Origin of the sequence: Klebsiella sp. BIGb0399 (genome assembly GCF_003752615.1) — a bacterium.
GTDB lineage: Bacteria > Pseudomonadota > Gammaproteobacteria > Enterobacterales > Enterobacteriaceae > Klebsiella > Klebsiella lignicola.
In genome coordinates, this window is record NZ_RKHT01000005.1 from 2034319 (window position 1) to 2057248 (window position 22930).

At 54.3% G+C, this 22930-nt stretch carries 19 protein-coding genes and 6 tRNA genes; 14 read left to right on the forward strand and 11 right to left on the reverse strand.

What is annotated here, in order from left to right:
* The first annotated feature begins 2 nt into the window (after nt 1–2).
* Nucleotides 3–746, forward strand: coding sequence for a LytTR family DNA-binding domain-containing protein (locus tag EDF82_RS09855; protein ID WP_123755531.1), 744 nt, complete (start codon nt 3–5; stop codon nt 744–746).
* Between the two features lie 59 nt (nt 747–805).
* Here the strand turns inward: EDF82_RS09855 and glk are convergent, their stop codons facing one another.
* Nucleotides 806–1771: a glucokinase gene (gene glk, locus EDF82_RS09860; protein ID WP_123755300.1), complete on the reverse strand. Its 966-nt coding sequence runs from the start codon at nt 1769–1771 to the stop codon at nt 806–808.
* A 263-nt stretch (nt 1772–2034) separates the two neighbouring features.
* On the opposite strand from glk, the gene EDF82_RS09865 reads away from it, so the two are divergent.
* Nucleotides 2035–3270 (forward strand): ion channel protein, encoded by a 1236-nt coding sequence (locus EDF82_RS09865; RefSeq protein ID WP_123755301.1) that lies wholly within the window; start codon nt 2035–2037, stop codon nt 3268–3270.
* Here the strand turns inward: EDF82_RS09865 and EDF82_RS09870 are convergent.
* Complete coding sequence (locus tag EDF82_RS09870) at nt 3267–4928, reverse strand: alpha-keto acid decarboxylase family protein (protein WP_123755532.1); 1662 nt, start codon at nt 4926–4928, stop codon at nt 3267–3269. The genes EDF82_RS09865 and EDF82_RS09870 overlap by 4 nt on opposite strands.
* 176 nt (nt 4929–5104) lie before the next feature.
* Here EDF82_RS09870 and mgrA point away from each other — a divergent pair, with 176 nt between their 5' ends.
* Together mgrA and EDF82_RS09880 are read left to right on the forward strand one after the other, a co-directional pair.
* The gene (mgrA, locus tag EDF82_RS09875) at nt 5105–6097 is read left to right on the forward strand and encodes an L-glyceraldehyde 3-phosphate reductase (RefSeq protein WP_123755302.1); all 993 of its coding nucleotides are present in this window, start codon (nt 5105–5107) and stop codon (nt 6095–6097) included.
* Between the two features lie 152 nt (nt 6098–6249).
* Nucleotides 6250–6600, forward strand: a complete 351-nt coding sequence (locus tag EDF82_RS09880; protein ID WP_123755303.1) for a DUF2502 domain-containing protein — start codon at nt 6250–6252, stop codon at nt 6598–6600.
* Between the two features lie 48 nt (nt 6601–6648).
* Here the strand turns inward: EDF82_RS09880 and EDF82_RS09885 are convergent, their stop codons facing one another.
* Nucleotides 6649–7887 (reverse strand): Nramp family divalent metal transporter, encoded by a 1239-nt coding sequence (locus tag EDF82_RS09885; protein ID WP_123755304.1) that lies wholly within the window; start codon nt 7885–7887, stop codon nt 6649–6651.
* Nucleotides 7888–8232: 345 nt separating this feature from the next.
* On the opposite strand from EDF82_RS09885, the gene EDF82_RS09890 reads away from it, so the two are divergent.
* Nucleotides 8233–9435, forward strand: coding sequence for a NupC/NupG family nucleoside CNT transporter (locus EDF82_RS09890; protein WP_123755305.1), 1203 nt, complete (start codon nt 8233–8235; stop codon nt 9433–9435).
* Nucleotides 9436–9475: 40 nt separating this feature from the next.
* Here the strand turns inward: EDF82_RS09890 and EDF82_RS09895 are convergent, their stop codons facing one another.
* The 3 genes from EDF82_RS09895 to EDF82_RS09905 form a co-directional block, all read right to left on the reverse strand.
* A complete protein-coding gene (locus EDF82_RS09895; RefSeq protein ID WP_123755306.1) occupies nt 9476–11656 on the reverse strand; it encodes an EAL domain-containing protein in 2181 nt (726 codons plus the stop codon).
* A 210-nt stretch (nt 11657–11866) separates the two neighbouring features.
* Nucleotides 11867–11942: transfer RNA gene (locus tag EDF82_RS09900), tRNA-Ala, on the reverse strand.
* 39 nt (nt 11943–11981) lie between these two features.
* Nucleotides 11982–12057 (reverse strand) — tRNA-Ala (locus EDF82_RS09905).
* A 219-nt stretch (nt 12058–12276) separates the two neighbouring features.
* Here EDF82_RS09905 and EDF82_RS09910 point away from each other — a divergent pair.
* Together EDF82_RS09910 and EDF82_RS09915 are read left to right on the forward strand one after the other, a co-directional pair.
* Nucleotides 12277–12630 (forward strand): YfeC-like transcriptional regulator, encoded by a 354-nt coding sequence (locus tag EDF82_RS09910; RefSeq protein WP_123755307.1) that lies wholly within the window; start codon nt 12277–12279, stop codon nt 12628–12630.
* A 4-nt stretch (nt 12631–12634) separates the two neighbouring features.
* Nucleotides 12635–13027 (forward strand): YfeC-like transcriptional regulator, encoded by a 393-nt coding sequence (locus tag EDF82_RS09915; RefSeq protein WP_123755533.1) that lies wholly within the window; start codon nt 12635–12637, stop codon nt 13025–13027.
* Between the two features lie 47 nt (nt 13028–13074).
* Here EDF82_RS09915 and gltX read toward each other — a convergent pair whose 3' ends face one another.
* Nucleotides 13075–14493: a glutamate--tRNA ligase gene (gltX, locus tag EDF82_RS09920; protein ID WP_123755308.1), complete on the reverse strand. Its 1419-nt coding sequence runs from the start codon at nt 14491–14493 to the stop codon at nt 13075–13077.
* Nucleotides 14494–14751: 258 nt separating this feature from the next.
* Between gltX and EDF82_RS09925 the strand changes: the two genes are divergently transcribed.
* The 4 genes from EDF82_RS09925 to EDF82_RS09940 all read left to right on the forward strand — a co-directional run bounded on the left by EDF82_RS09925 (nt 14752) and on the right by EDF82_RS09940 (nt 15147).
* Nucleotides 14752–14827 (forward strand) — tRNA-Val (locus tag EDF82_RS09925).
* A gap of 42 nt (nt 14828–14869) precedes the next feature.
* Nucleotides 14870–14945: transfer RNA gene (locus EDF82_RS09930), tRNA-Val, on the forward strand.
* A 46-nt stretch (nt 14946–14991) separates the two neighbouring features.
* A tRNA-Val gene (locus EDF82_RS09935) sits at nt 14992–15067 on the forward strand.
* A gap of 4 nt (nt 15068–15071) precedes the next feature.
* A tRNA-Lys gene (locus tag EDF82_RS09940) sits at nt 15072–15147 on the forward strand.
* Between the two features lie 114 nt (nt 15148–15261).
* On the opposite strand, the gene EDF82_RS09945 is transcribed toward EDF82_RS09940, so the two are convergent.
* Nucleotides 15262–16188 (reverse strand): LysR family transcriptional regulator, encoded by a 927-nt coding sequence (locus tag EDF82_RS09945; RefSeq protein WP_123755309.1) that lies wholly within the window; start codon nt 16186–16188, stop codon nt 15262–15264.
* An 89-nt stretch (nt 16189–16277) separates the two neighbouring features.
* Between EDF82_RS09945 and EDF82_RS09950 the strand changes: the two genes are divergently transcribed.
* Entirely contained in the window at nt 16278–17276 is a 999-nt protein-coding gene (locus EDF82_RS09950; protein ID WP_123755310.1) for a bile acid:sodium symporter family protein, read from the forward strand.
* Here EDF82_RS09950 and EDF82_RS09955 read toward each other — a convergent pair.
* From EDF82_RS09955 to zipA, 3 genes are all read right to left on the reverse strand, one after another.
* The gene (locus EDF82_RS09955) at nt 17273–17491 is read right to left on the reverse strand and encodes a DUF3820 family protein (RefSeq protein WP_013878164.1); all 219 of its coding nucleotides are present in this window, start codon (nt 17489–17491) and stop codon (nt 17273–17275) included. The two genes, EDF82_RS09950 and EDF82_RS09955, sit on opposite strands and share 4 nt — an antisense overlap.
* Before the next feature lies 1 nt (nt 17492).
* A complete protein-coding gene (gene ligA / locus EDF82_RS09960) occupies nt 17493–19508 on the reverse strand; it encodes an NAD-dependent DNA ligase LigA (protein ID WP_123755311.1) in 2016 nt (671 codons plus the stop codon).
* Between the two features lie 75 nt (nt 19509–19583).
* Complete coding sequence (gene zipA / locus EDF82_RS09965) at nt 19584–20597, reverse strand: cell division protein ZipA (RefSeq protein WP_187042495.1); 1014 nt, start codon at nt 20595–20597, stop codon at nt 19584–19586.
* Between the two features lie 230 nt (nt 20598–20827).
* Between zipA and cysZ the strand changes: the two genes are divergently transcribed.
* Nucleotides 20828–21589, forward strand: coding sequence for a sulfate transporter CysZ (cysZ, locus tag EDF82_RS09970; RefSeq protein WP_123755312.1), 762 nt, complete (start codon nt 20828–20830; stop codon nt 21587–21589).
* Nucleotides 21590–21791: 202 nt separating this feature from the next.
* Nucleotides 21792–22763 (forward strand): cysteine synthase A, encoded by a 972-nt coding sequence (cysK, locus tag EDF82_RS09975; RefSeq protein ID WP_123755313.1) that lies wholly within the window; start codon nt 21792–21794, stop codon nt 22761–22763.
* Nucleotides 22764–22930 lie beyond the last annotated feature (167 nt).

The window sequence follows — 22930 nt, forward strand, 5'->3', positions numbered from 1 at the left end:
AAATGAAAGTTATCATTGTTGAAGATGAATTTCCGGCGCAGCAGGAGCTCACCTGGCTGATTAACACCCATAGCCAGATGGAGATTGTCGCTACCTTTGATGACGGGCTGGACGTCCTGAAATTCCTGCAGCACAACAAGGTCGATGCCATTTTTCTCGACATCAATATTCCCTCGCTGGACGGTGTTCTGCTGGCGCAGAACATCAGTCAGTTCGCGCATAAACCGTTTATCGTGTTTATCACCGCCTGGAAAGAGCATGCGGTGGAGGCCTTTGAGCTGGAAGCGTTCGACTATATTCTCAAACCGTACCAGGAGTCGCGGATTATTAACATGCTGCAGAAGCTGACCAGCGCCTGGCAGCAACAGCAGCAAACGGCCAGCGGTGCCGGTACTGTGCCCAATCCGCAGCGTGAAAATGACACGATCAATCTGATTAAAGACGAGCGGATTATCGTGACCAGCATCCACGATATTTATTACGCCGAAGCGCACGAAAAAATGACGTTTGTCTATACCCGGCGGGAATCGTTCGTGATGCCGATGAACATTACGGAATTCTGCAGCAAGCTACCGCCAGCGCACTTCTTCCGTTGCCACCGCTCCTACTGCGTTAACCTGAATAAAATTCGCGAGATTGAGCCGTGGTTCAACAATACCTACATTCTGCGCTTACGCGATCTGGAATTTCAGGTCCCGGTCAGCCGCAGCAAGGTCAAAGAGTTTCGCCAGCTGATGCATCTGTAGTGAGCAGCGTATAGCCCGCCCGGGCGTTATCTTGCCGGAACGGGCTATCTGAGGCGGGGTTAGAGAATCTGCCCCAGCGTCTGGCGCAGATGCGCCCCGGAACCCAGCAGGCCTGGATTATCGTGGACGATCAGGTAGACGGGAATATCCTGAACAAAGGCTTTAAAGCGCCCTTTGTCTTCAAAACCACCGCGGAAGCCGGAAGCCTTAAAGAACTCAAGGAAACGAGGCACAATGCCGCCGGCAATATACACCCCACCAAAGGTCGCCAGGTTCAGCGCCAGGTTGCCGCCGAAACGCCCCATGATGACGCAGAACAGCGACAGCGCACGACGGCAATCAATGCAGGTGTCGGCCAGCGCGCGTTCGGTGACGTCTTTCGGCTGGAGATTTTCCGGCAGGCGGCCATCCGCTTTGACGATTGCGCGATACAGATAGACCAGCCCCGGGCCAGACAACACGCGCTCGGCGGAGACGTGCCCCAGTTCCGCGCGCAACTCCTGCAGAATAATGCCCTCTTCTTCGCTGTTTGGCGCGAAATCAACGTGGCCGCCTTCGCCCGGCAGGCTCACCCAGCGCTTGTCGACGTGGACCAGGTGGGCAACGCCAAGGCCGGTGCCAGCACCGTAGACCGCAATGGGTTTGCCTTCGACCGGCGCGGTGCCGCCAAACTGAATCAGGTGTTCAGCCTTGAGCATCGGGATAGCCATTGAGACCGCGGTAAAATCGTTGATGATTTCCAGGTGCGAAAAGCCGAGGTTCTCTCTCATTTCGGCGATCGAAAACGCCCAGGTATGGTTGGTCATCGCCACCCAGTCACCGGTGATCGGACAGGCAATGGCGATGCAGCCATCTTCAACGTCTACACTCTTCTCGTCCAGATAGACGCGAACCACGGCCTCAAGGCTGGGATAATCGAGCCCGGAATAGGTTTTTGCCTGGGAAATCTCCCCGCTGGCCATGTCGCATAATGCCAGTCGGGCATTGGTCCCGCCGACGTCTCCTACTAAAGCAAATTTTGTCATTCCGTTACGGCTCCACTAAAGTCAAAATGATTCTTTTGGCACACTGTAAATTCATGATGCCCTAACAACAACGACCAACGTATAAGTGCCCACAGTTTAGCGACCTACATCACATTTAGGTTGTAATCTGTGCAATATGATTCCGTTCATCCTCCGGGATCGTCAGGCACCACCTTAAGTTTATCGTTTCAGCACCATTTGCATCGACGCCCCCTGGGCGCAAGTGCAAAATCGTACTTTACGACTTTAAAAGGAAATGCTTCATGCTGCATCCGCGTGCAAGAACAATGCTGTTGTTAGCGATACCGGCCGTCATTATTGGTATCGCTTCCAGCCTGGTATTGATTGTGACGATGAAGATTGCGGCTATCCTGCAGCATTTCCTGTGGTCCAGCATCCCGTCGGGTTTAGGTATCGACGCCAGCAGCTCGCTGTGGATCATCGCCATCCTGACGTTGACCGGTATCGCCGTTGGCCTGATCGTGCGTTATAGCCCCGGACATGCCGGGCCGGACCCGGCCACCGAAGCGTTAATCGGTGAGCCCATCAACACCGGCGCGCTGCCGGGCCTGGTGGCGGCATTAGTGCTTGGCCTCGCCGGTGGCGTCAGCCTCGGGCCGGAACATCCGATTATGGTGATGAACATTGCGCTGGCGGTGGCCGTAGGCTCCCGCCTGTTCCCCCGCGTCAGTTCGCTGGACTGGACGATTCTTGCCGCCTCCGGCACTATCGGCTCCCTGTTTGGCACGCCGGTGGCCGCCGCGCTGATCTTTTCGCAAACCCTTAATAGCAGCAACGACGTGCCATTGTGGGACCGGCTGTTCGCCCCGCTGCTGGCGGCCGCTGCTGGCGCGCTGACTACCGATTTGTTCTTCCACCCCAATTTCTCGTTGCCGATCCCCGTGTATGCACAAATGCATCTGGTCGATATCTTCAGCGGCGCGATTGTGACCCTTATCGCCATCGCCGTCGGCATGGTGGCCGTCTGGTGTTTACCGCGACTGCACACGCTGATGAATCGCCTGAAAAACCCGGTGTTAGTCCTCGGCCTCGGCGGCTTGTTGCTGGGGATCCTCGGCGCCCTGGGCGGGCATATCACGCTGTTCAAAGGGCTGGATGAAATGCAGCAGATCGCCGTGAGTCAAACGTTGACCTCAGGCGACTTTTTGCTGATTGCGCTGGTGAAACTGGCGGCGCTAGTGATTGCGTCCGCCAGTGGTTTTCGCGGTGGGCGGATTTTCCCTGCGGTGTTCGTCGGCGTGGCGCTGGGCTTAATGTTGCACGCGCACGTTGATGCGGTGCCGGCGGCCATTACCGTCTCCTGCGCGATCCTTGGCATGACGCTGGTAGTAACCCGCGATGGCTGGCTGAGCCTTTTTATGGCCGCAGTGGTGGTGCCGGATACTACGCTGTTGCCGCTGCTGTGCATCGTGATGCTCCCGGCCTGGCTGCTGCTGGCCGGGAAGCCGTTAATGATCGCCAGACACCGCAACGACTAAACGCGGCTGTTTCGCTCCTCCAGCGCCTGGGTCACTGCCCTCAGGAAATCAGGGATGTCCATTTTCGGCAGCATGACCTCCACCAGCGTCAGCTTGTCTGAGCCAACGCTGTCGGCTATCGCGTCCTCCAGGCCTTGCGTATCCGTCACGCGCCAGCACCGGGAAGGAACATCCGGAGCAAACGCCTCTGGCAGACGGTTCCAGTCCCACAGCGCGATATCGTTATAACGCTGCTCCGGCCCGTGTATCGCGCGCTCAACGGTATAGCCTTCGTTATTGAGCAGCAGAATCAACGGGTTTTGTTTATCCCGCAGCATGGAGCCCAGCTCCTGAATCGTCAGCTGCGCCGCCCCGTCGCCCACAATCAGCACCACTCGCCTGCCCGGCGCTGCGGTCTGCGCGCCGTAGGCGGCCGGCAGGGTAAATCCGATGGAGCCCCATAGCGGCTGGACCAGCAAGGTGGCATCAGAGGGTAGTTTCAGCGCCGCAACGCCAAACGCCGCGGTGCCCTGATCGGCCAGAATAATATCGCCCGGGCGCAGTTGTTCCTGGACGGTACTCCAGAAATTCTCCTGGGTGAGAGGCCCGCTCGCCGCGCAGGCCACTTCCGGCGCGCTACAGGCCGGCATCGACCACTCTGCGGCCAGGCTGGTGGATAGGGTCATCAACACCCCAAGCGCCTGGTCCATTGGGATACGGCTGAACCAATGGTCACCGACCCGGACGGCGAAAGGCTGGATCTCGATCGTCCGCTCCTGGGGTAAATGCTGGGTGAATCCGGCGGTGATGGTATCGGTAAAGCGGGTCCCGACACAGATGATGGTATCGGCATTTTCGATAGCTTCGCGTGTGGATACCGCGCTGGCAATCCCGCTGTAGGTACCCACAAAACCGCGCTGTTGTTCATCAAACAGCCCTTTCCCCATCAGCATGGTGGCACAGGCCATCGGCGTTTTCGCCACCCACGCTCGCAGCGTATCCTGCAGGCCATAACGCTGCGCGAGGAAATCAGCCAGCAGCGATACCCGGCGACTGCTGCGCAGCATCTGCCCGGCGTGTTCACGGAAGCCAGCCAGCTGGTTTTCATCGGCAGGCGGCCCTTCTATTGTCAAACGACGTGCCGGCGGCGTGGCTTTCGCTTTGGCCACGTCGGCCGGCAGCATCAAATAACCGGGACGATGGTGCGTTAACATCTCGCTGAGTACGCGATCGATTTCATGGCAGGCGTTCTCGGCCGTCAGGGTGGCCTGGGTACAGGTGATCTGCTCGCTCATGCGGGCAAAGTGTGTGAAATCGCCATCCCCCAGAGTATGGTGCAGAAGCTCCCCCCGCTGCTGTGAGCCGGTACAGGGCGCCCCAACGATATGCAGAACCGGAACATGTTCGGCATAACTGCCGGCCACGCCGTTAAGGGCGCTCAGCTCGCCGACGCCATAGGTCGTCAGCAATGCGCCAGCCCCTTTAATTCGTGCGTATCCGTCGGCGGCATAGGCGGCGTTCAGCTCATTCGCACAACCAACCCATCCCAACGCATCATGGGCAATAACGCGGTCGAGGAACTGTAAATTGTAATCTCCGGGTACGCCAAACAAGCGGTCTATGCCGCAATCTACGAGACGATCCAGCAGATAATCACCAATGGTGTAAGTCGGTTGCATTTCCATACTCCAATCCCGTTGCAGGTAATTTGAGTATTGAATAAGCGATCGAACTGTCCAGATTGTGATCAATATTCACAGTGGAAAGCAAAATTTACGCCAGTGGGGAGTGTACTCTGCGCAGAACATTCTTTAGTGTAAACGTATACACTACCTGTTCGGTCTACGGAGGAAGTATGGTTTACCAGGCAAATTCGGCGCGATACCAGACAATGGAATACCGCCGTTGCGGCCGCAGCGGCTTAAAGCTGCCGGCAATTTCACTCGGTCTGTGGCACAACTTTGGTGATGAAACGCGGGTGGAAACCAGCCGCCAGCTGCTTCGTCATGCTTTTGATCTCGGCATCACCCATTTCGATTTAGCCAATAATTACGGGCCGCCTCCGGGCTCGGCGGAGAGCAATTTCGGCCGTATCCTGCGGGAAGATTTTTTGCCCTATCGCGATGAGCTGATTATCTCCAGCAAAGCCGGCTATACCATGTGGGACGGGCCTTACGGCGACTGGGGGTCACGTAAATATCTGGTGTCCAGCCTCGACCAAAGCCTGAAGCGAATGGGGCTGGAGTACGTCGATATCTTCTATCATCACCGCCCGGATCCGGAAACGCCGCTGCAGGAAACCATGCGTGCGCTGGACCATATTGTGCGCCAGGGTAAGGCGCTGTATGTCGGGCTCTCCAACTATCCTCTTGAGCAGGCCGCTGAAGCGGTGAACATTCTCAACGACCTCGGTACGCCGTGCCTGATTCATCAGCCGAAATATTCGATGCTCGAACGCTGGGTTGAGGACGGGCTGCTTGATTTTCTGCAGACGGCAGGGGTCGGAAGCATAGCGTTTTCACCACTCGCCGGAGGTCAACTGACGGATCGTTATTTACACGGTATACCGGCCGATTCCCGTGCCGCCAGCGGCAGTCGTTTCCTGCAAGCGGATCAGCTGACCGACGCGAAGCTGGAGAAAGTGCGCCAGCTGGACGCGCTTGCTCAGGCCCGTGGACAAAAGCTCTCGCAGATGGCGCTTGCCTGGGTATTGCGGGAAGAAAAAGTGACTTCGGTACTGATTGGCGCCAGTAAAACCGCACAGCTTGATGATGCTGTCGGCATGCTGGGGAACCGGCTTTTTAGCGCGGAAGAGTGCGCGAAAATTGACGCGATCCTGGCGGCGTAAAGCAAATTTTCCTTTAGCAAAAAGTGCTCTTATCCGTGATTTAGGAGTTTCACCAATGCTACGGCGCTTTACCGCCCCGTAATATCACGTTAACAGGCCCAATGAGAGTCTATTTATCAGACTCTCAGGCCCCGATCGTGAAGGAGAAGAGTATGTTCAGGTCACTGATTCTGGCAGCAGTGCTTTTGGCTTCAACGCCACTGGTTGCCAACGCTGGAGAAATCACCCTGCTGCCATCTGTAAAATTACAAATAGGCGATCGTGATAATTACGGTAACTACTGGGACGGCGGCGGTTGGCGAGACCGCGATTACTGGCGCCGTAATTATGAATGGCGTGATAATCGCTGGCACCACCATGACAACGGGCGCCATCGCGGCTGGGATAAGCGCAAAGCTTACGAGCGAGGCTATCGCGAAGGCTGGAACGATCGTCGCGACCGTCACGACGGTTGGGGACGAGGTCCAGGCGGTGGCCGCGGCCACGGTCATGGCCATCATTAAACATTTCGGGGAGCCACAAGGCTCCCCGAATGATTTCCACCACTACCATTACAATCCAAGTACCGTTCCCACCAGTAACCAGCCGTTCAGTAACACCACAATGGCAACAATCACCCAGCCCAGCCGTTTAATCCACTGCGTATTCACCAGCTCGCCCATTAGCTGCGCATTGCTGGTGAAAATCAGCAGCGGAACCAGCGCCAGCGCAATACCAAAGCTGAGCAGCACCTGGCTCATGACCAGAATGCGGGTCGGGTCCAGGCCGATCATGATGACAATAAAGGATGGCAGCATGGTCACCAGACGGCGGAACCACAGCGGAATATGGAAGCGGATAAACCCCTGCATCACCACCTGCCCTGCCAGCGTGCCCACCACGGTCGATGACAGACCGGCGGCCACCAGACTCAGGCCAAATATGGTTGCCGCCGCATGACTTAACAGCGGCTCCAGCGTCAGGTAGGCCTCATCAAGATTGGCAATGCCCGTATGCCCGTTAAAGTGAAAGGCCGCCGCCGCCGTGGCCATCATCGCCAGATTAACAAACCCGGCGATAGTCATGGCAATCGCGACATCCCAACGCGTGGCGTGGTAACGCTCTTTGCGCGTGCCGTCGTGCAGATTCTGAGTTAATGAAGAGTGCAGATAGATGACGTGCGGCATAATCGTTGCGCCCAGCACACCGGCCGCCAGGAACACCGCTTCATTATTGGGCAGGCCTGGGACAATCATCCCTTTCGCCAGCGGCGCCAGCGCCGGTCGCGAGAAAATCAGCTCAACAATATAGGCAACGGCAACAAACAGCAGTAATCCGCCGATGACTTTCTCCAGCGGCTTTTGCCCACGGCGCTGAAGCATCAGGATCAGGAAGGTGGCAACCCCGGTGAGTACGGCCCCCTGCAGCAGCGATATACCGAGTATCAGCTTGAAACCGATCGCCGCGCCGATAAATTCAGCCAGATCGGTAGCCATGGCGATGATTTCCGCCTGCACCCAATAAAACCACACCACCGGACGCGGGTAGTGATCGCGGATCTGCTCCGCCAGATTTTTACCGGTCGCAATCCCAAGTTTTGCCGACAGCACCTGAATCAGCATCGCCATTAAATTGGCCCACACCACGACCCACAGCAGTTGATAGCCAAAACTGGCCCCGGCCTGGATATTGGTGGCAAAGTTACCGGGATCGATATAGCCAATGGCAGCAATGAACGCAGGCCCCATCAATGCGAGCTTCATCTTGCGCGCTGCGCGACCGCTGCTATTCTCAACGCGAGTGCCTGTCATTTTCTGCCTCTGAAATATAGCCTTTGCTATGTTTCATGCTATCAAAATGCGAATGATTATCAAGTTCATTTAGAAAGATAGTCATTATTGCTTTGATAGGGGGGAACGATAGCGGCTAACAACGAAAAACGGGTATGGATGGAATTGCATCTCGCCAGATCACAGAGTAGTACAATCTAAGCAACTTTTAAAACCTTTACGCAACATAACAAAAATGTATGTTTGATCACTATTTCAGTCACTGGTCACAGTTCCTTGCAATAGTGTGGATTTGATCTCGTTTTCTTTGCTCCTGTTACATAGAATGTGCAAAGAAATTTAACCTGCCTCATATTTGGAGCAAATATGGACCGCGTCTTGCATTTTATTCTCGCGATCGTAGTGGTGGCTATACTGGCCCTTTTGGTCAGCCATAACCGTAAGCAAATTCGCATTCGTTATGTTATTCAATTACTTGTTATTGAAGTCTTGCTGGCATGGTTCTTCCTGAACTCCGATGTTGGTCTGGGTTTTGTGAAAGGCTTCTCCGAGATGTTCGAAAAGCTGCTCGGCTTTGCCAACGAAGGGACCAACTTCGTCTTCGGTAACATGAATGACAAAGGCCTGGCCTTCTTCTTCCTGAAGGTACTGTGCCCTATCGTCTTTATCTCCGCGCTGATCGGTATTCTGCAGCACATCCGTATCCTGCCTATCGTCATTCGCGCGATTGGTACCGTGCTGTCTAAAATTAACGGCATGGGCAAGCTGGAATCCTTCAACGCCGTCAGCTCGCTGATTCTGGGCCAGTCGGAAAACTTTATCGCCTATAAAGATATCCTGGGCAAAATGTCACGCAACCGCATGTACACCATGGCCGCGACCGCAATGTCGACCGTTTCCATGTCTATCGTCGGCGCGTACATGACCATGCTGCAGCCAAAATATGTTGTTGCTGCGCTGGTGCTCAACATGTTCAGTACCTTTATCGTGCTGTCGTTGATTAACCCGTATCGCGTAGAAGAAAGCGAAGAAAACCTGCAGATGTCCAACCTGCACGAAGGTCAGAGCTTCTTTGAAATGCTGGGTGAATACATTCTGGCGGGCTTTAAAGTAGCGATTATCGTTGCTGCCATGCTGATCGGTTTTATCGCTCTGATTTCCGCGCTGAACGCCCTGTTCGCGACCGTGACCGGTTGGTTCGGCTACAGCATCTCCTTCCAGGGGATTCTGGGCTACATCTTCTATCCGGTTGCATGGGTGATGGGTGTTCCGGCCGGTGAAGCGCTCCAGGTAGGCAGTATCATGGCGACCAAGCTGGTTTCGAATGAGTTCGTCGCGATGATGGACCTGCAGAAAATTGCCAGCACGCTCTCTCCACGCGCTGAAGGCATTATCTCTATCTTCCTGGTCTCCTTCGCCAACTTCTCTTCTATCGGGATTATTGCCGGGGCGATTAAAGGCCTGAACGAAGAGCAGGGTAACGTCGTTTCCCGCTTTGGTCTGAAGCTGGTGTACGGTTCCACGCTGGTGAGCGTGCTCTCTGCTTCTATCGCGGCGCTGGTTCTGTAATCTCTATCAATGCCGAGAAGCCGGGCTTGTCCCGGCTTTTTTACGCCCGTAGATCGCTGAGCGGACGTGGCTTACCGATTAAATACCCCTGCAAATAGTCGACGCCTAAAGCCAGTAACGTCTCTTTCTGCTGTTCCGTCTCCACAAACTCCGCGACCACCGACAGGTTTTTGACTTTCGCCACATCAATGATGGATTTAATCATGATGGCATCCAGCGGGTCGCGTCCGAGGTCGCGTACGAAGCAGCCATCAATCTTCACGATATCCGCCTGCAGCCGCTTTAACCGTTCGAAATTGGCATAACCGGTACCAAAGTCATCAATGGCGATGGCACAGCCAAAGTCCCGCAGCTGCTGAATGTTATGCATGCTTTCCCCTGCATCGCTGAAGGCCTGCTCTTCGGTGATCTCGATGGTGATGGCCTCCGGCGACAGCTGATAACGTTTAAACAGGGCGATAATCTGCGCTGAGCTATTGTTTTGCATCAGCGTGTAAGGCAGTAAATTGACGGAGAAGTGCTGCCCTGGGTGCTGGTGTAAGGTACTGAAGAGCGTCTCCAGCACCAGCATGTCAAAACGCTGGCTTAGGTTGAACTGAACGATCAGGGGAATGAACTGGTCCGGGGTGATCATCGTGCTGCCGCACTGCATGCGCGTCAGAATTTCGTAATACCCTTCCCCGGCCGCATTCTGAATAGGCTGGGCATACAGCACCAGACCACGTTCATTGAGCGCACGCTTCACCAGGGTAAGCATTCGCACTTGTTCGCTGGTCTGGTCGGACACATGCTCTTGCGCCGCATCCAGCGCCAGCACCTGGCGGCCGGTCCCGGCCTGCTCCGACAGCCAGCTCAGTTGACCCAGCATCGGATGAAGCTCTTCTTCTACGCCACGGTATTGCCCCCAGGCGGCGCCAAACTCTAATTCCAGCATCTGATTGTGCCAGCTGTATTTCTTGTGATTGAGCATCGCGACAATGTGGGCCAGCCGCGCCACAGGCTCAGGGCCGCTTAGCACCAGCAGTAGCTCGCTACCGGGTAGCTGAAACAGATCGTCTTTCTCCCCCAGCAACGGCTGTACCTTACTGGCAATTTGCCGTTTGCAATGCACCCGCATCATCATGCCGTAATGGCGGCTGAGGAAGTCCAGGTTTGCGATCCGCAGGCTACTGATGACGAAATCACCCTCCTGGCGCAGATAGCACTCCAGCGCACGCAGATTGGGTAATCCGGTTAACGGATCCTCCTGCGCCTGATCGCGCCATTTGACCTTGATTCTTTCATTCTGCCCATAAATATCAACCATATAAAACAAACAGATGGTGAAGGAGATCAGCACGGACAGCACGAACGATATTGAATACTCAGTCTGTACGCCCTGGAGAAAATTGCGGTTATAGACCACCAGCAAAAAGGCCGACACCGACCACGAAATGCGAATTAATACATTTCCAAGACGCCGAATGCCAATAAAATACAGAATGAAGATCAGCGGCACTAAATAACCGGCAATATAGTCAGAATTATAAGGCGCGCAGAGCACCAGTAATATTGCCGCCAGCGCCATAAACCAATACAGCGTAAAGGCCCGGCGTTTCCGGGTCAACCACGGTTGGCAATGTCGAAGCCAGAATACTTTGGCATAATGTGGATTGATAACCATCCGCATTGGATAATAGAAAAACGTCGTAAATATTAATGCCGCGCCAATCAAACTCTGAATATCAATTATTGTGTAAACTGCCGGCATCCCTTTGAAATAACTGGATATGCTTAATGGGAACGAGAAATAGACGCCCACCAGATACATCGTTAATTTCATCAGTATCGGGGCAAAAAATCCGCCCCAGAAGATTCGCATCCCCATCAGCCTGGCAGAGAAGCCAGCACGCCAGCGTTTGCCCACCAGCGCCCGGACAATCAGGCACGACACCAGTGCTGAAAACAGCTGACAGAATAATATGAGCACCGCCTGCAGCGGCGTCATCGAAAGAATAAAGTTGTTGGTAATGGCAAAGGCGATAATTAATGGAGCGACAGCATAGCGGCCGAAAATAAATATAACGGCGTACATCATGCTTAATGGCAGCCAGGCGAGGCATACTTCATTTCCATCAACAAGGGCAACAGGTGAAATAAATCGGGCTAATGGAATAGAGATTAAACAAACAATGAGCGCAAGTAAAGTTTTCCTGATATTAATGTTAAATTTATCAATCATTATTGTTAATCAAAACTCCAGCACTCGGGAACATTATTTCGCCAATAGAAATATTAAAATGAATAATTATACCAGGCAAGTAATTTACCTGATGAAAAATCTTAAATTACATTTTCTTCTAAAGGTTGTGAAATGCTGACTTAACCTGAAACAGGCTTACAGTGGCGGGAGAAAACAAAAAACCCCCGCCGTAGCGAGGGTTTCGAATTTTGGTGGAGCTAAGCGGGATCGAACCGCTGACCTCTTGCATGCCATGCAAGCGCTCTCCCAGCTGAGCTATAGCCCCACAGATGTTTTACGAACCAAACCTGATGGGAACAGAGTTTGGTGGAGCTAAGCGGGATCGAACCGCTGACCTCTTGCATGCCATGCAAGCGCTCTCCCAGCTGAGCTATAGCCCCTAACCGTAAAACGTGTCGTGTTGACGGGCGGCATAATATGAATTCCTTCATCTGGTGTCAACGGCAAAATGACCCCTCGCTATTTGATCGCTGAAAAAGCAGGCAACTCGCTGACATTGCGAGCCTTATCGCAGGGAGACGTTAAACATGTCACCCTTTCATGTAAAAGGATGCTATAACATGGACAACTAATTCCCACATATTTACTCAGGAAATAGTATGCTCAAGGAACGAATGACACCTGAAGAAATCGCCCACCTCACCGGCTTCAGTCGGCAGACGATCAATAAATGGGTACGTAAAGAGGGGTGGCAAACCTCCCCCCGTCCAGGAGTACAAGGCGGAAAGGCACGTCTCGTGCACGTAAATGAGCAAGTAAAAGCATTTATTCGCAGCGCCCAACGCGTGGCGGAGCCAGCCCCTTCTTATTCTACCGTCGAAAGCGACCTTGAACCCCTGCTCCTGACGCTCAGTAAAGAGATGACCCCTGGCGAACAAAAACAGCTGATGTCATTACTTTTGCGTGAAGGCATTACCGGGCTACTCCAGCGTCTGGATATTCGTGACCAGTAACATCATGATGAAATTAAAAGATAAAATGACCCCAGCAGAGCTGGCGGATTATCTTGGCCTTGCCAGACAGACGATTAATCGTTGGGTCAGAGAACAACACTGGCGCACGGAAGCCATTCCCGGTGTGAAAGGTGGTCGCGCACGTCTTATCGTGATTGATAAGCCGGTCCTCGATTTTCTTGCCAACATTCCGGCACTGCGGCATCTGCTTACCGACTATCAGCTGGCAGAACCTTCCGGCCATTATGTCGTCAGTGAAACCGATGCCATCTGGCGGCAGATCACCGAAATTCTGCATTTGATGACGACGGAAGAACAACAGCATCTGCGGGATCTACTTGTTCGCGAAGGGATCAGCGGCTTTTTGTCACGTCTGGGCATTGCCAGCCAAAAATAAGCAAAAAAAACGGCAGGAGAGAACCCGCCGTTTTGTTAAGCCTGCAATCAGGATTGCTGGCTTTCGCGTTCTGCAATAAATGCCAGCGCTCTGTTAATACGTTCTACGCTACGGGTTTTACCGATAGCATGGACCGTCACGTCAAGCGCCGGTGACTGGCCAGCGCCCGTTACCGCCACACGCAGCGGCATCCCGACTTTACCCATCCCCACTTCCAGCTCATCGGCCGTTGCCTGAATGGCGTGGTGGACGTTTTCTGCCGTCCAGTCGCTGAGGGCAGCGAGTTTATCACGCACCACTTCCAGAGGCTGACGCGCAACCGGACGCAGGTGTTTCTTCGCCGCGTCGGCATCAAACTCGGCAAACTCTTCATAGAAGTAACGGCAGCTTGCCGCTATCTCTTTCAGGGTTTTGCAACGTTCGCCCAGCAGAGTCACCAGCTCAGACAGCTGCGGACCGTTACGGGTATCGATATTTGCCTGCTCAATGTGCCACTGCAGGTAGGTCGCCACATATTCCGGTGCCATCGAGTTAATGTAGTGATGGTTCAGCCACAGCAGTTTGTCGGTGTTGAACGCGCTGGCAGATTTGCTTACCGCACCCAGTGAGAACAACTTGATCATCTCTTCACGGCTGAAGATCTCCTGATCGCCGCTGGACCAGCCCAGACGCACGAGGTAGTTCAGCAGTGCTTCCGGCAGATAGCCATCATCACGATACTGCATGACGCTGACCGCACCGTGGCGTTTAGAGAGTTTTTTACCATCATCGCCATTAATCATCGAAACGTGAGCATACACCGGGACAGGCGCATTCAGCGCTTTCAGGATGTTGATCTGACGCGGGGTGTTGTTGATATGGTCTTCGCCACGGATCACGTGGGTGATCTCCATATCCCAGTCATCCACAACCACGCAGAAGTTGTAGGTCGGGGAACCATCGGTACGACGAATGATCAGATCGTCCAGTTCCTGGTTGCTAAACTCGATTGGCCCACGGATCTGGTCATCAAAAATGACAGAACCGTCCTGCGGGTTAGCAAAACGCACGACGCACGGCTCGTTATCAGCATGATGTTCGTGGCCGTGGCGGCAGCGTCCGTCATAACGCGGTTTTTCGCCCTTCTCCATCTGCTCTTCACGCAGCGCATCCAGACGCTCTTTGGAGCAATAGCATTTATACGCCGTGCCCGCTTCCAGCATCTCATCAATAACGCTGTTGTAGCGGTCAAAACGTTTTGTCTGGAAGTACGGACCTTCGTCCCACTCCAGGTTCAGCCAGTTCATCCCATCCATGATGGCTTCAATTGCTTCCGGCGTTGAGCGCTCAAGATCGGTGTCTTCAATACGCAGTACAAACTCACCGCCGTTGTGACGAGCAAAAAGCCAGGAATAGAGAGCAGTACGCGCGCCGCCAACGTGCAGATAGCCTGTCGGGCTGGGCGCGAAGCGAGTTTTGATTTTCATGAATTGGCCTTACGTTTATAAAGATGCCGACAACCGGCAGAGTCCGTGGGTATTTATGGGTGATTATTCTAACACTGTGGGCTGATTCCTCAATGTTGTTCAGGTCTGAACGTCACGCTTTGCTATTTTTGTTTATAAATCATGCGCCACAGCCGCATTAACGATCGCATTGGCTAATTTTACGACGAACAAACAAATTATTTAGAAAAGGCGTTGACTCATTTTCAACTCTCCCTATAATGCGACTCCACACAGCGGGGGTGATTAGCTCAGCTGGGAGAGCACCTCCCTTACAAGGAGGGGGTCGGCGGTTCGAACCCGTCATCACCCACCACTACTTAGGTAGTCTCCGCCGTGTAACAAGAAATTGAGAAGTGGGTGATTAGCTCAGCTGGGAGAGCACCTCCCTTACAAGGAGGGGGTCGGCGGTTCGATCCCGTCATCACCCACCACTTTCTCGCCAGCTGGATTTCTTGTTAAAATTTGAAGTACCGAAGTGGGTGATTAGCTCAGCTGGGAGAGCACCTCCCTTACAAGGAGGGGGTCGGCGGTTCGATCCCGTCATCACCCACCACTTCGGGTCGTTAGCTCAGTTGGTAGAGCAGTTGACTTTTAATCAATTGGTCGCAGGTTCGAATCCTGCACGACCCACCAATGTAGAAAGGCGCCCTAAAGGCGCCTTTTTGCTATGCGCGATTTGTGCAGAATGAAACGAGTCATCCTGCACGACCCGCCACCTCCTGAAACAATCCTGTCGACTTAACCGACTTATCGTTGATACAGCGGATCCTGCATACGAGCTGACGTCAGATTTTGCCCCTCTTCACGCACCACTTCCCACAGCGCCTGCGCGGCGGTCGACAGCGACCGGTTCTTACGCTGCGCCAGCATCAGCTGTCGCTCCACAATCGGCGTCAATCGTTTCACCACTAACTGACTTCCTTGTGGAAGCGGCAATGCCAGCGCGGGCAGGATACTGATACCGATCCCGGACTCCACCATCGGAAACAGGGTCGCGGGATGGCCAATCTCCTGCACGATGGTCGGCTCTATCGAAAAATGCTGCAAGGCTGCATCAATCAGCGGACGACTACCGGAAGCATAATCCTGCAATACCAGGCGCTGCCCCTGAAGATCCTGCCAGCTCACCGACGCCATGGAAGCGAAAGGATGATCCTGGCGACAGAGCAGTAAAAAAGGTTCGGCCAGCACCGTTTCACACTGCAAATCAGTTGCAGCACCGGGATCGATAACGATGCCGAAATCCACGTCGCCCTGGCGAATACTCTCCAGAACCCATTGCTGGGGGCGATCGTGGAGAACAAAACTTATCTCCGGGTAACGCTGATTGCTGTGTGCGATACATTGCGGGATCAGGTGCGCTGAAATCGTCTGGCTGGCGGCTACGCGGACGGTACCCGAAAGCTGTTGCCCTACCCGCCCGGCATCACGCAGCGTACTGTTTAACTCATCCAGCAGACGTTCAAGGCGACCAGCCAGCTGCTGCCCGGCTTCCGTCAGCGCTACCTCCCGGGTGGTACGGTCAAGCAAGCGCACGCCGGTCTGGTGTTCCAGCTCTTTGACACTATGGCTGACCGCAGACTGGCTGAGACCAATAATCTCCCCTGCCCGGCTGAAACTCTTTACCCGCGCAACGGTGACGAAGACCTTTAACTGACGTAGTGAGTAATTCATCTCTTTTATTCATGAATAGATGCAATAAATCAATTTTATTTCTCAAAATAGAAAAAGCACAATAGCGACATCGATTTTCAGGAGCGTTTATGAAACTTTTCCGCATTCTTGATCCATTTACCCTTACCCTCGTGACCGTAGTACTGCTGGCCTCTTTTTTCCCGGCCCGCGGCAACTTTGTCCCCTTCTTTGAGTATCTGACCACCGCCGCCATCGCGCTGCTGTTTTTCATGCATGGTGCCAAACTCTCCCGCGAGGCGATCGTCGCCGGGGGAAGCCACTGGCGTTTACACCTGTGGGTCATGTGCAGCACCTTTGTGGTCTTCCCGGTTTTAGGGGTCCTGTTCGCCTGGTGGGCACCCATTAACGTCGACCCGGCGCTGTATACCGGCTTTATTTATCTGTGCATCCTGCCCGCCACCGTCCAGTCGGCAATTGCTTTTACCTCACTGGCCGGTGGTAACGTCGCAGCGGCCGTCTGTTCGGCGTCGGCATCAAGCCTGCTGGGGATCTTTGTGTCGCCGTTGCTGGTCGGGTTGCTGATGAACCTGCACGGTGCAGGAGGAAGCGTAGAGCAGGTCGGGAAAATTATGCTGCAACTGCTGCTGCCGTTTGTACTTGGTCACCTGTCTCGTCCGTGGATTGGCGATTGGGTGGCGCGGCATAAAAAGTGGATCTCAAAAACCGACCAGACCTCAATTCTGCTGGTGGTCTACTCGGCGTTCAGCGAAGCGGTGGTTAACGGGATCTGGCATAAAGTGGGGATTGGGTCGCTGCTGTTCATCGTCGTCGTCAGCCTGGTACTGCTGGCTATCGTCATCGCGATCAACATTTTCGTCGCCCGCCGCTGTGGCTTTAACAAGGCCGATGAAATCACGATTGTCTTCTGCGGGTCGAAAAAGAGTCTGGCAAACGGCATTCCGATGGCCAATATTCTCTTCCCGACGTCAATTCTGGGGATCATGGTGCTGCCGCTGATGATTTTCCATCAGATTCAGCTGATGGTTTGCGCCGTGCTGGCACGACGCTATAAACGACAGGCAGAAGCCTTGCAGGCGCAGGAGAAAGCCCGCGCCTCTGAAGCTTAACGCGGCTGCTTTAAGGGCTGAACCAGCTGGGTCAGCCCTTCGGTTTTAATCAACAAGGTTAACGCCATCAGCTCGCCAAGATGCCCGGCAGGAAACTGATCCTTGCGGGCAAACCACAGCAAATACTCTTCCGGCACATCAATCAGGCGACGACCTTTATATTTGCCAAACGGCATTTCCGTATTGGCAATCTCGATGAGCTGCGCTTTATCCATGTTAATCTCCCAGCAGACGCAGCATTTCGGCTTCGTCGATCACCTCGATGCCGAGCTCCTGCGCTTTAGCCAGCTTAGAACCCGCCGCTTCACCGGCAATCACCAGATCGGTTTTTTTCGATACGCTGCCGGCCACTTTCGCCCCCAAGGCAAGCAACCGTGCCTTCGCGTCGTCGCGCGACAGCTGGCTCAGGCTGCCGGTCAGCACCACCGTTTTACCGGCGAACGGACTATCGATTTCCTCGGCATTGACCACCACCGGCGCAGGCCAACTGACGCCTTCGGTCCGCAGTTGAGCAATCACATCGCGGTTGCTCTCTTCAGCGAAGAAGTTGAAGACGTGCGTAGCGACGACGATCCCGACATCCTGAACTTTTTGCAGCTCTTCAATAGAAGCCTGCTCCAGCGCTTCGATAGTGCCAAAGTAGGCCGCCAGCCCCGCCGCCGTGGCTTCGCCTACTTCACGAATGCCCAGCGCATACAGGAAGCGCGCAAAAGTGGTCTGTTTGGATTTTTCCAGCGCATTCACCACGTTTTGCGCGGATTTCGGCCCCATTCGGTCCAGGCCCGTAAGCTTACCGGCGCTCAAACGGAACAGATCGGCCGGCGTGTGGACATACTCTTTTTCCACCAGCTGGTCGATGATTTTGTCCCCCATCCCTTCCACATCTAATGCGCGACGTGAGACGAAATGTTTTAGGGCTTCTTTACGCTGCGCGCCGCAGATTAACCCGCCGGTACAGCGCGTCACCGCTTCGCCTTCCACGCGTTCAACGTCCGAGTTACAGACCGGGCAATGGGTCGGAAATTCGATTTCTCGCGTATCCTCCGGGCGTTCAGACAGCACAACGTTCACAACCTGGGGGATAACGTCGCCTGCACGACGAATCACCACTTTATCGCCAATGCGCAGACCCAGGCGGGCAATTTCATCGGCGTTATGCAAGGTGGCGTTGCTCACCAGAACGCCAGCCACATGTACCGGCTCCAGGCGTGCTACCGGCGTAATCGCCCCGGTGCGCCCGACCTGGAACTCCACGTCACGCACGAAGGTCATCTGTTCTTGCGCCGGGAATTTAAAAGCAACGGCCCAGCGCGGTGCCCGGGCAACAAATCCCAACTGCTCCTGCAACGCCAGGGAGTCTACTTTGATCACCACGCCATCAATATCAAAGCCTAAGTGCGGGCGGTCCTGCTCGACCTTACGATAGTAAGTAAGTACTTCCTCTGGGGTGTGACACAGTTTCACCCGGTCGCTCACCGGCAATCCCCACGCCTTAAACTGCTGCAGGCGGCCAGAATGGCTTTCCGGCAGTACTCCGCCATCCAGCACGCCCACACCGTAGCAGAAGAAAGTAAGTGGTCGCTTCGCCGTAATACGCGGGTCAAGCTGGCGCAGAGAACCTGCCGCCGCATTACGCGGGTTGGCAAACACTTTTCCGCCGGTGCGGCGGGCTTCGTCGTTAATTTTTTCAAAGCCGGCCTGCGGCAAGAACACTTCACCGCGCACTTCCAGGCGCGCCGGAATGTTGTCGCCGCGCAGCTTCAGCGGGATGGCGCGAATCGTTCTGACGTTGGAGGTAATATCCTCGCCGGTGGTCCCGTCGCCGCGCGTCGCCGCCTGAATCAATACGCCGTTTTCATACAGAATACTGACCGCTAACCCGTCCAGCTTCAGCTCGCAGCAATAAACCAGATCATCGCTGCTCTTCAGACGGTCCTGAACGCGCTTGTTGAAGGCCAGGAAGCTCTCTTCATCAAAGACGTTATCCAGTGACAGCATCGGTACGTCATGGCGAATCTGGCTGAATGAGGCCAGCGGAGTCGCCCCGACGCGTTGGGTTGGTGAATCAGAGGTAATCAGTTCCGGATGGCTGGCTTCCAGCTCACGCAATTCGCCCATCAACCGGTCATATTCCGCATCGGGAATCTCCGGGGTATCCATAACATGGTACAGATATTCATGATGGCGAAGCGTGGCTCGCAGTTCAGTCAGTTTTTGTTCGATCGGTTCCATATCGCACCATCAATGATAAAAAACCCCCGGCAGGCGGGGGTTCTGGATTGGAAGACGAAACGCCGGGAGGAAAAATCAGGCGTTGGCCTCTTTCACTTCACGAATACGGTCTTGATATTCGCGCAGCTTTTGCGGAGTCATCATCCGACGCTGATCGTCCAGCACGACACCACCAACTTCGTCAGCAATGTACTGTGCAGATTGCAGCATCAGCTTAAAGTTTTGCAGTTCATCACCAAACGACGGGACCTGCATAAAGATAGTCACGCCAGGCGTGGTCATATCCGCCATGCCATCCGGATTGAACGTACCCGGTTTGACCATATTTGCCAGGCTGAACAGCACCTGACCGCTGCCGTCCGGGCTAAGGTGGCGATGGAAAATATTCATGTCGCCAAATTTAAATCCCGCCTGCTGAATGCTGTTGATCAGCACTTCGCCGTTTATCTGCGTGCCCTGATGCGCGGAGACGTTCATCACAATGACCGTTTCTTTACGCTCTTTCGGCTGAGGAGCCGGTTCAGCGACCTGAGGTTCAGGAGCTGGCTGAGGCTGCGCGGCGGCCGGTTGTGGCGGTGCGACAGGCTGCGTTGGCTGAACAGGGGCCGGCTGATGCGGCGGCGTGTTCTGCTGCACCGCAGGCTGCTGAGGCGGTGGCTGATATTGCGGTGGTACCGGCTGTTGCACGGCAGGCTGCGGTTGCTGCGGCACCTGAGGTTGTGGAACCTGATGCTGCACAGGCTGCTGGCGTACCGGCTCTTCCGGGCGAACAGGTTGCTGAACCTGACGCTCATAAGGAGGCTGATATTGGTGTTGCGGCGGCGCCTGACGAGGAGCTTCTTGCTCACCGTGCACGCCATTAGGGGCGTGATTAACCCGGTGAACGCGAACTTCACCCACGCCTTCAACATCGTCATCAACGTCATCGCTCTCAGACTCTTCGTCATCGCGAGACTTCATACGTTTCAGTGGGCGATCGCGAAACATCGAGGAACGTTCTTTACGGCTGGTCCAGAAACCGTGTACCAGTAAAGCGAGTATGGCGATCGCGCCAACAATGATTAATATCAGACGCAAATCCTGCATCATTATATTCTCTGTTGTTCTAACACCTTGCCACCACGGCAAACATTTACTTACTAAGAGTATTTGTCGATTACGTCGAGTGCAAGTGCGTCTGCCGCTTTCACTACATAAAGATGAACTAAATCGTGCTTTTTGCTGTTTTTTCGAACATTTCCTAACTGGTTATTGTCTGGCAACCCGATAAAATAAGCGGGCATTCAGTCTGAATGTCAAAACAGGAGCATTGCCTGACCATGGTTTCAACATCCGCATCTACCCCGCGTAGTGGCGTCTACTATTTTTCACAGGGCTGGAAACTGATCGCCCTGCCCGGCATTCGTCGTTTCGTCTTTTTGCCTTTATTAGTCAACATTATCCTGATGGGCGGCGCCTTCTGGTGGCTGTTTACACGCCTCGATAGCTGGATCCCGTCGTTGATGGGTCACGTGCCCGAATGGTTACAATGGCTGAACTATCTGCTGTGGCCTATCGTAGTTATCTCGATCCTGCTGGTGTTCGGTTACTTTTTCTCAACGATTGCAAACTGGATTGCCGCCCCGTTTAGCGGCCTGCTCGCCGAACAGCTGGAAGCCCGCCTGACCGGCGCCACCCCGCCGGACGTCGGCGTTTTCGGCATCATGAAAGATGTGCCGCGCATTATGAAGCGAGAATGGCAGAAGCTTTCCTGGTACCTGCCGCGGGCGATCGTGTTGCTGATCCTCTATTTCATCCCCGGCATCGGCCAGACCGTGGCGCCGGTACTGTGGTTCCTGTTTAGCGCGTGGATGCTGGCCATCCAGTACTGCGACTACCCGTTCGATAACCATAAAGTGCCCTTTAAAACCATGCGCGAGGCGCTGCGTACCCGTAAGGTGACCAATATGCAGTTTGGCGCCCTCACCAGCTTGTTCACGATGATCCCCGTTCTGAACCTGGTGATTCTGCCGGTCGCTATTTGTGGGGCAACGGCCATGTGGGTCGACTGCTATCGCGATAAACACGCGATGTGGAAGTAACCCCCCCCTCTTCCTTCGATAACTGTTTCAGGCCAATGGCACGATGGCCTGAAGCAGAACCGCTATATGCCGGGCCTTATTCCTTCTGGCTCATCATTATTTCCCTTCCGAATATAGATATGCTATTTCCTTACTTCCGCATATTCCTTAAGCGGGTATGCTGGAGCCGTACTCCCAAATTTCATACAGTTAAGGACGGGCCATGAGTAAGATTTTTGAAGACAACTCCCTGACTATCGGCCACACGCCGTTAGTACGACTGAACCGAATCGGTAACGGACGCATCCTGGCGAAAGTCGAGTCTCGCAACCCGAGCTTTAGCGTGAAATGCCGAATCGGTGCCAATATGATTTGGGATGCCGAAAAACGCGGCGTGCTGAAAGCCGGCGTCGAGTTAGTCGAGCCGACAAGCGGCAACACCGGGATTGCTCTGGCCTATGTTGCGGCAGCGCGCGGCTATAAGCTGACGCTGACCATGCCGGAAACCATGAGTATCGAACGTCGCAAACTGCTGAAAGCGCTGGGAGCCAACCTGGTGCTGACCGAAGGCGCGAAGGGCATGAAAGGCGCCATCCAGAAAGCCGAAGAGATCGTCGCCAGCGATCCGGAAAAATATCTGCTGCTGCAGCAATTCAGCAACCCGGCCAACCCGGAAATTCACGAAAAAACCACCGGCCCGGAAATCTGGGAAGATACCGACGGCCAGGTTGATGTGTTCATCGCAGGCGTCGGTACCGGCGGTACGCTGACCGGCGTGAGCCGCTACATCAAAGGGACCAAGGGCAAAAAAGATCTGTTCTCCGTTGCGGTGGAACCGACCGACTCCCCGGTTATCGCTCAGGCGCTGGCTGGCGTGGAGCTGAAACCAGGCCCGCACAAAATTCAGGGTATCGGTGCCGGCTTTATCCCTGGTAACCTTGATCTGAAGCTGATCGATAAAGTCGTGGGCATCACCAACGAAGAAGCCATCTCCACCGCGCGTCGTCTGATGGATGAAGAAGGTATTCTGGCGGGTATCTCTTCCGGTGCGGCCGTCGCCGCGGCACTCAAACTGCAGGAAGATGAGGCCTTTACCAATAAGAATATTGTGGTTATCCTACCGTCTTCAGGTGAGCGTTATTTAAGCACAGCACTGTTTGCCGATCTCTTCACCGAGAAAGAACTGCAACAGTGATGCCATCCGGCTAGCATCGTGTAAAAAAGCACCTTTTTAGGTGCTTTTTTGTGGCATACGTCAAAGTTTTACCCCTCCTGGCATTGATTCACCGCGTAGGGTCTGGTATTTAACCAACACATTTATTTTGATGCGCGAAATTATTCAAAATCGGATTTCCACGTGCT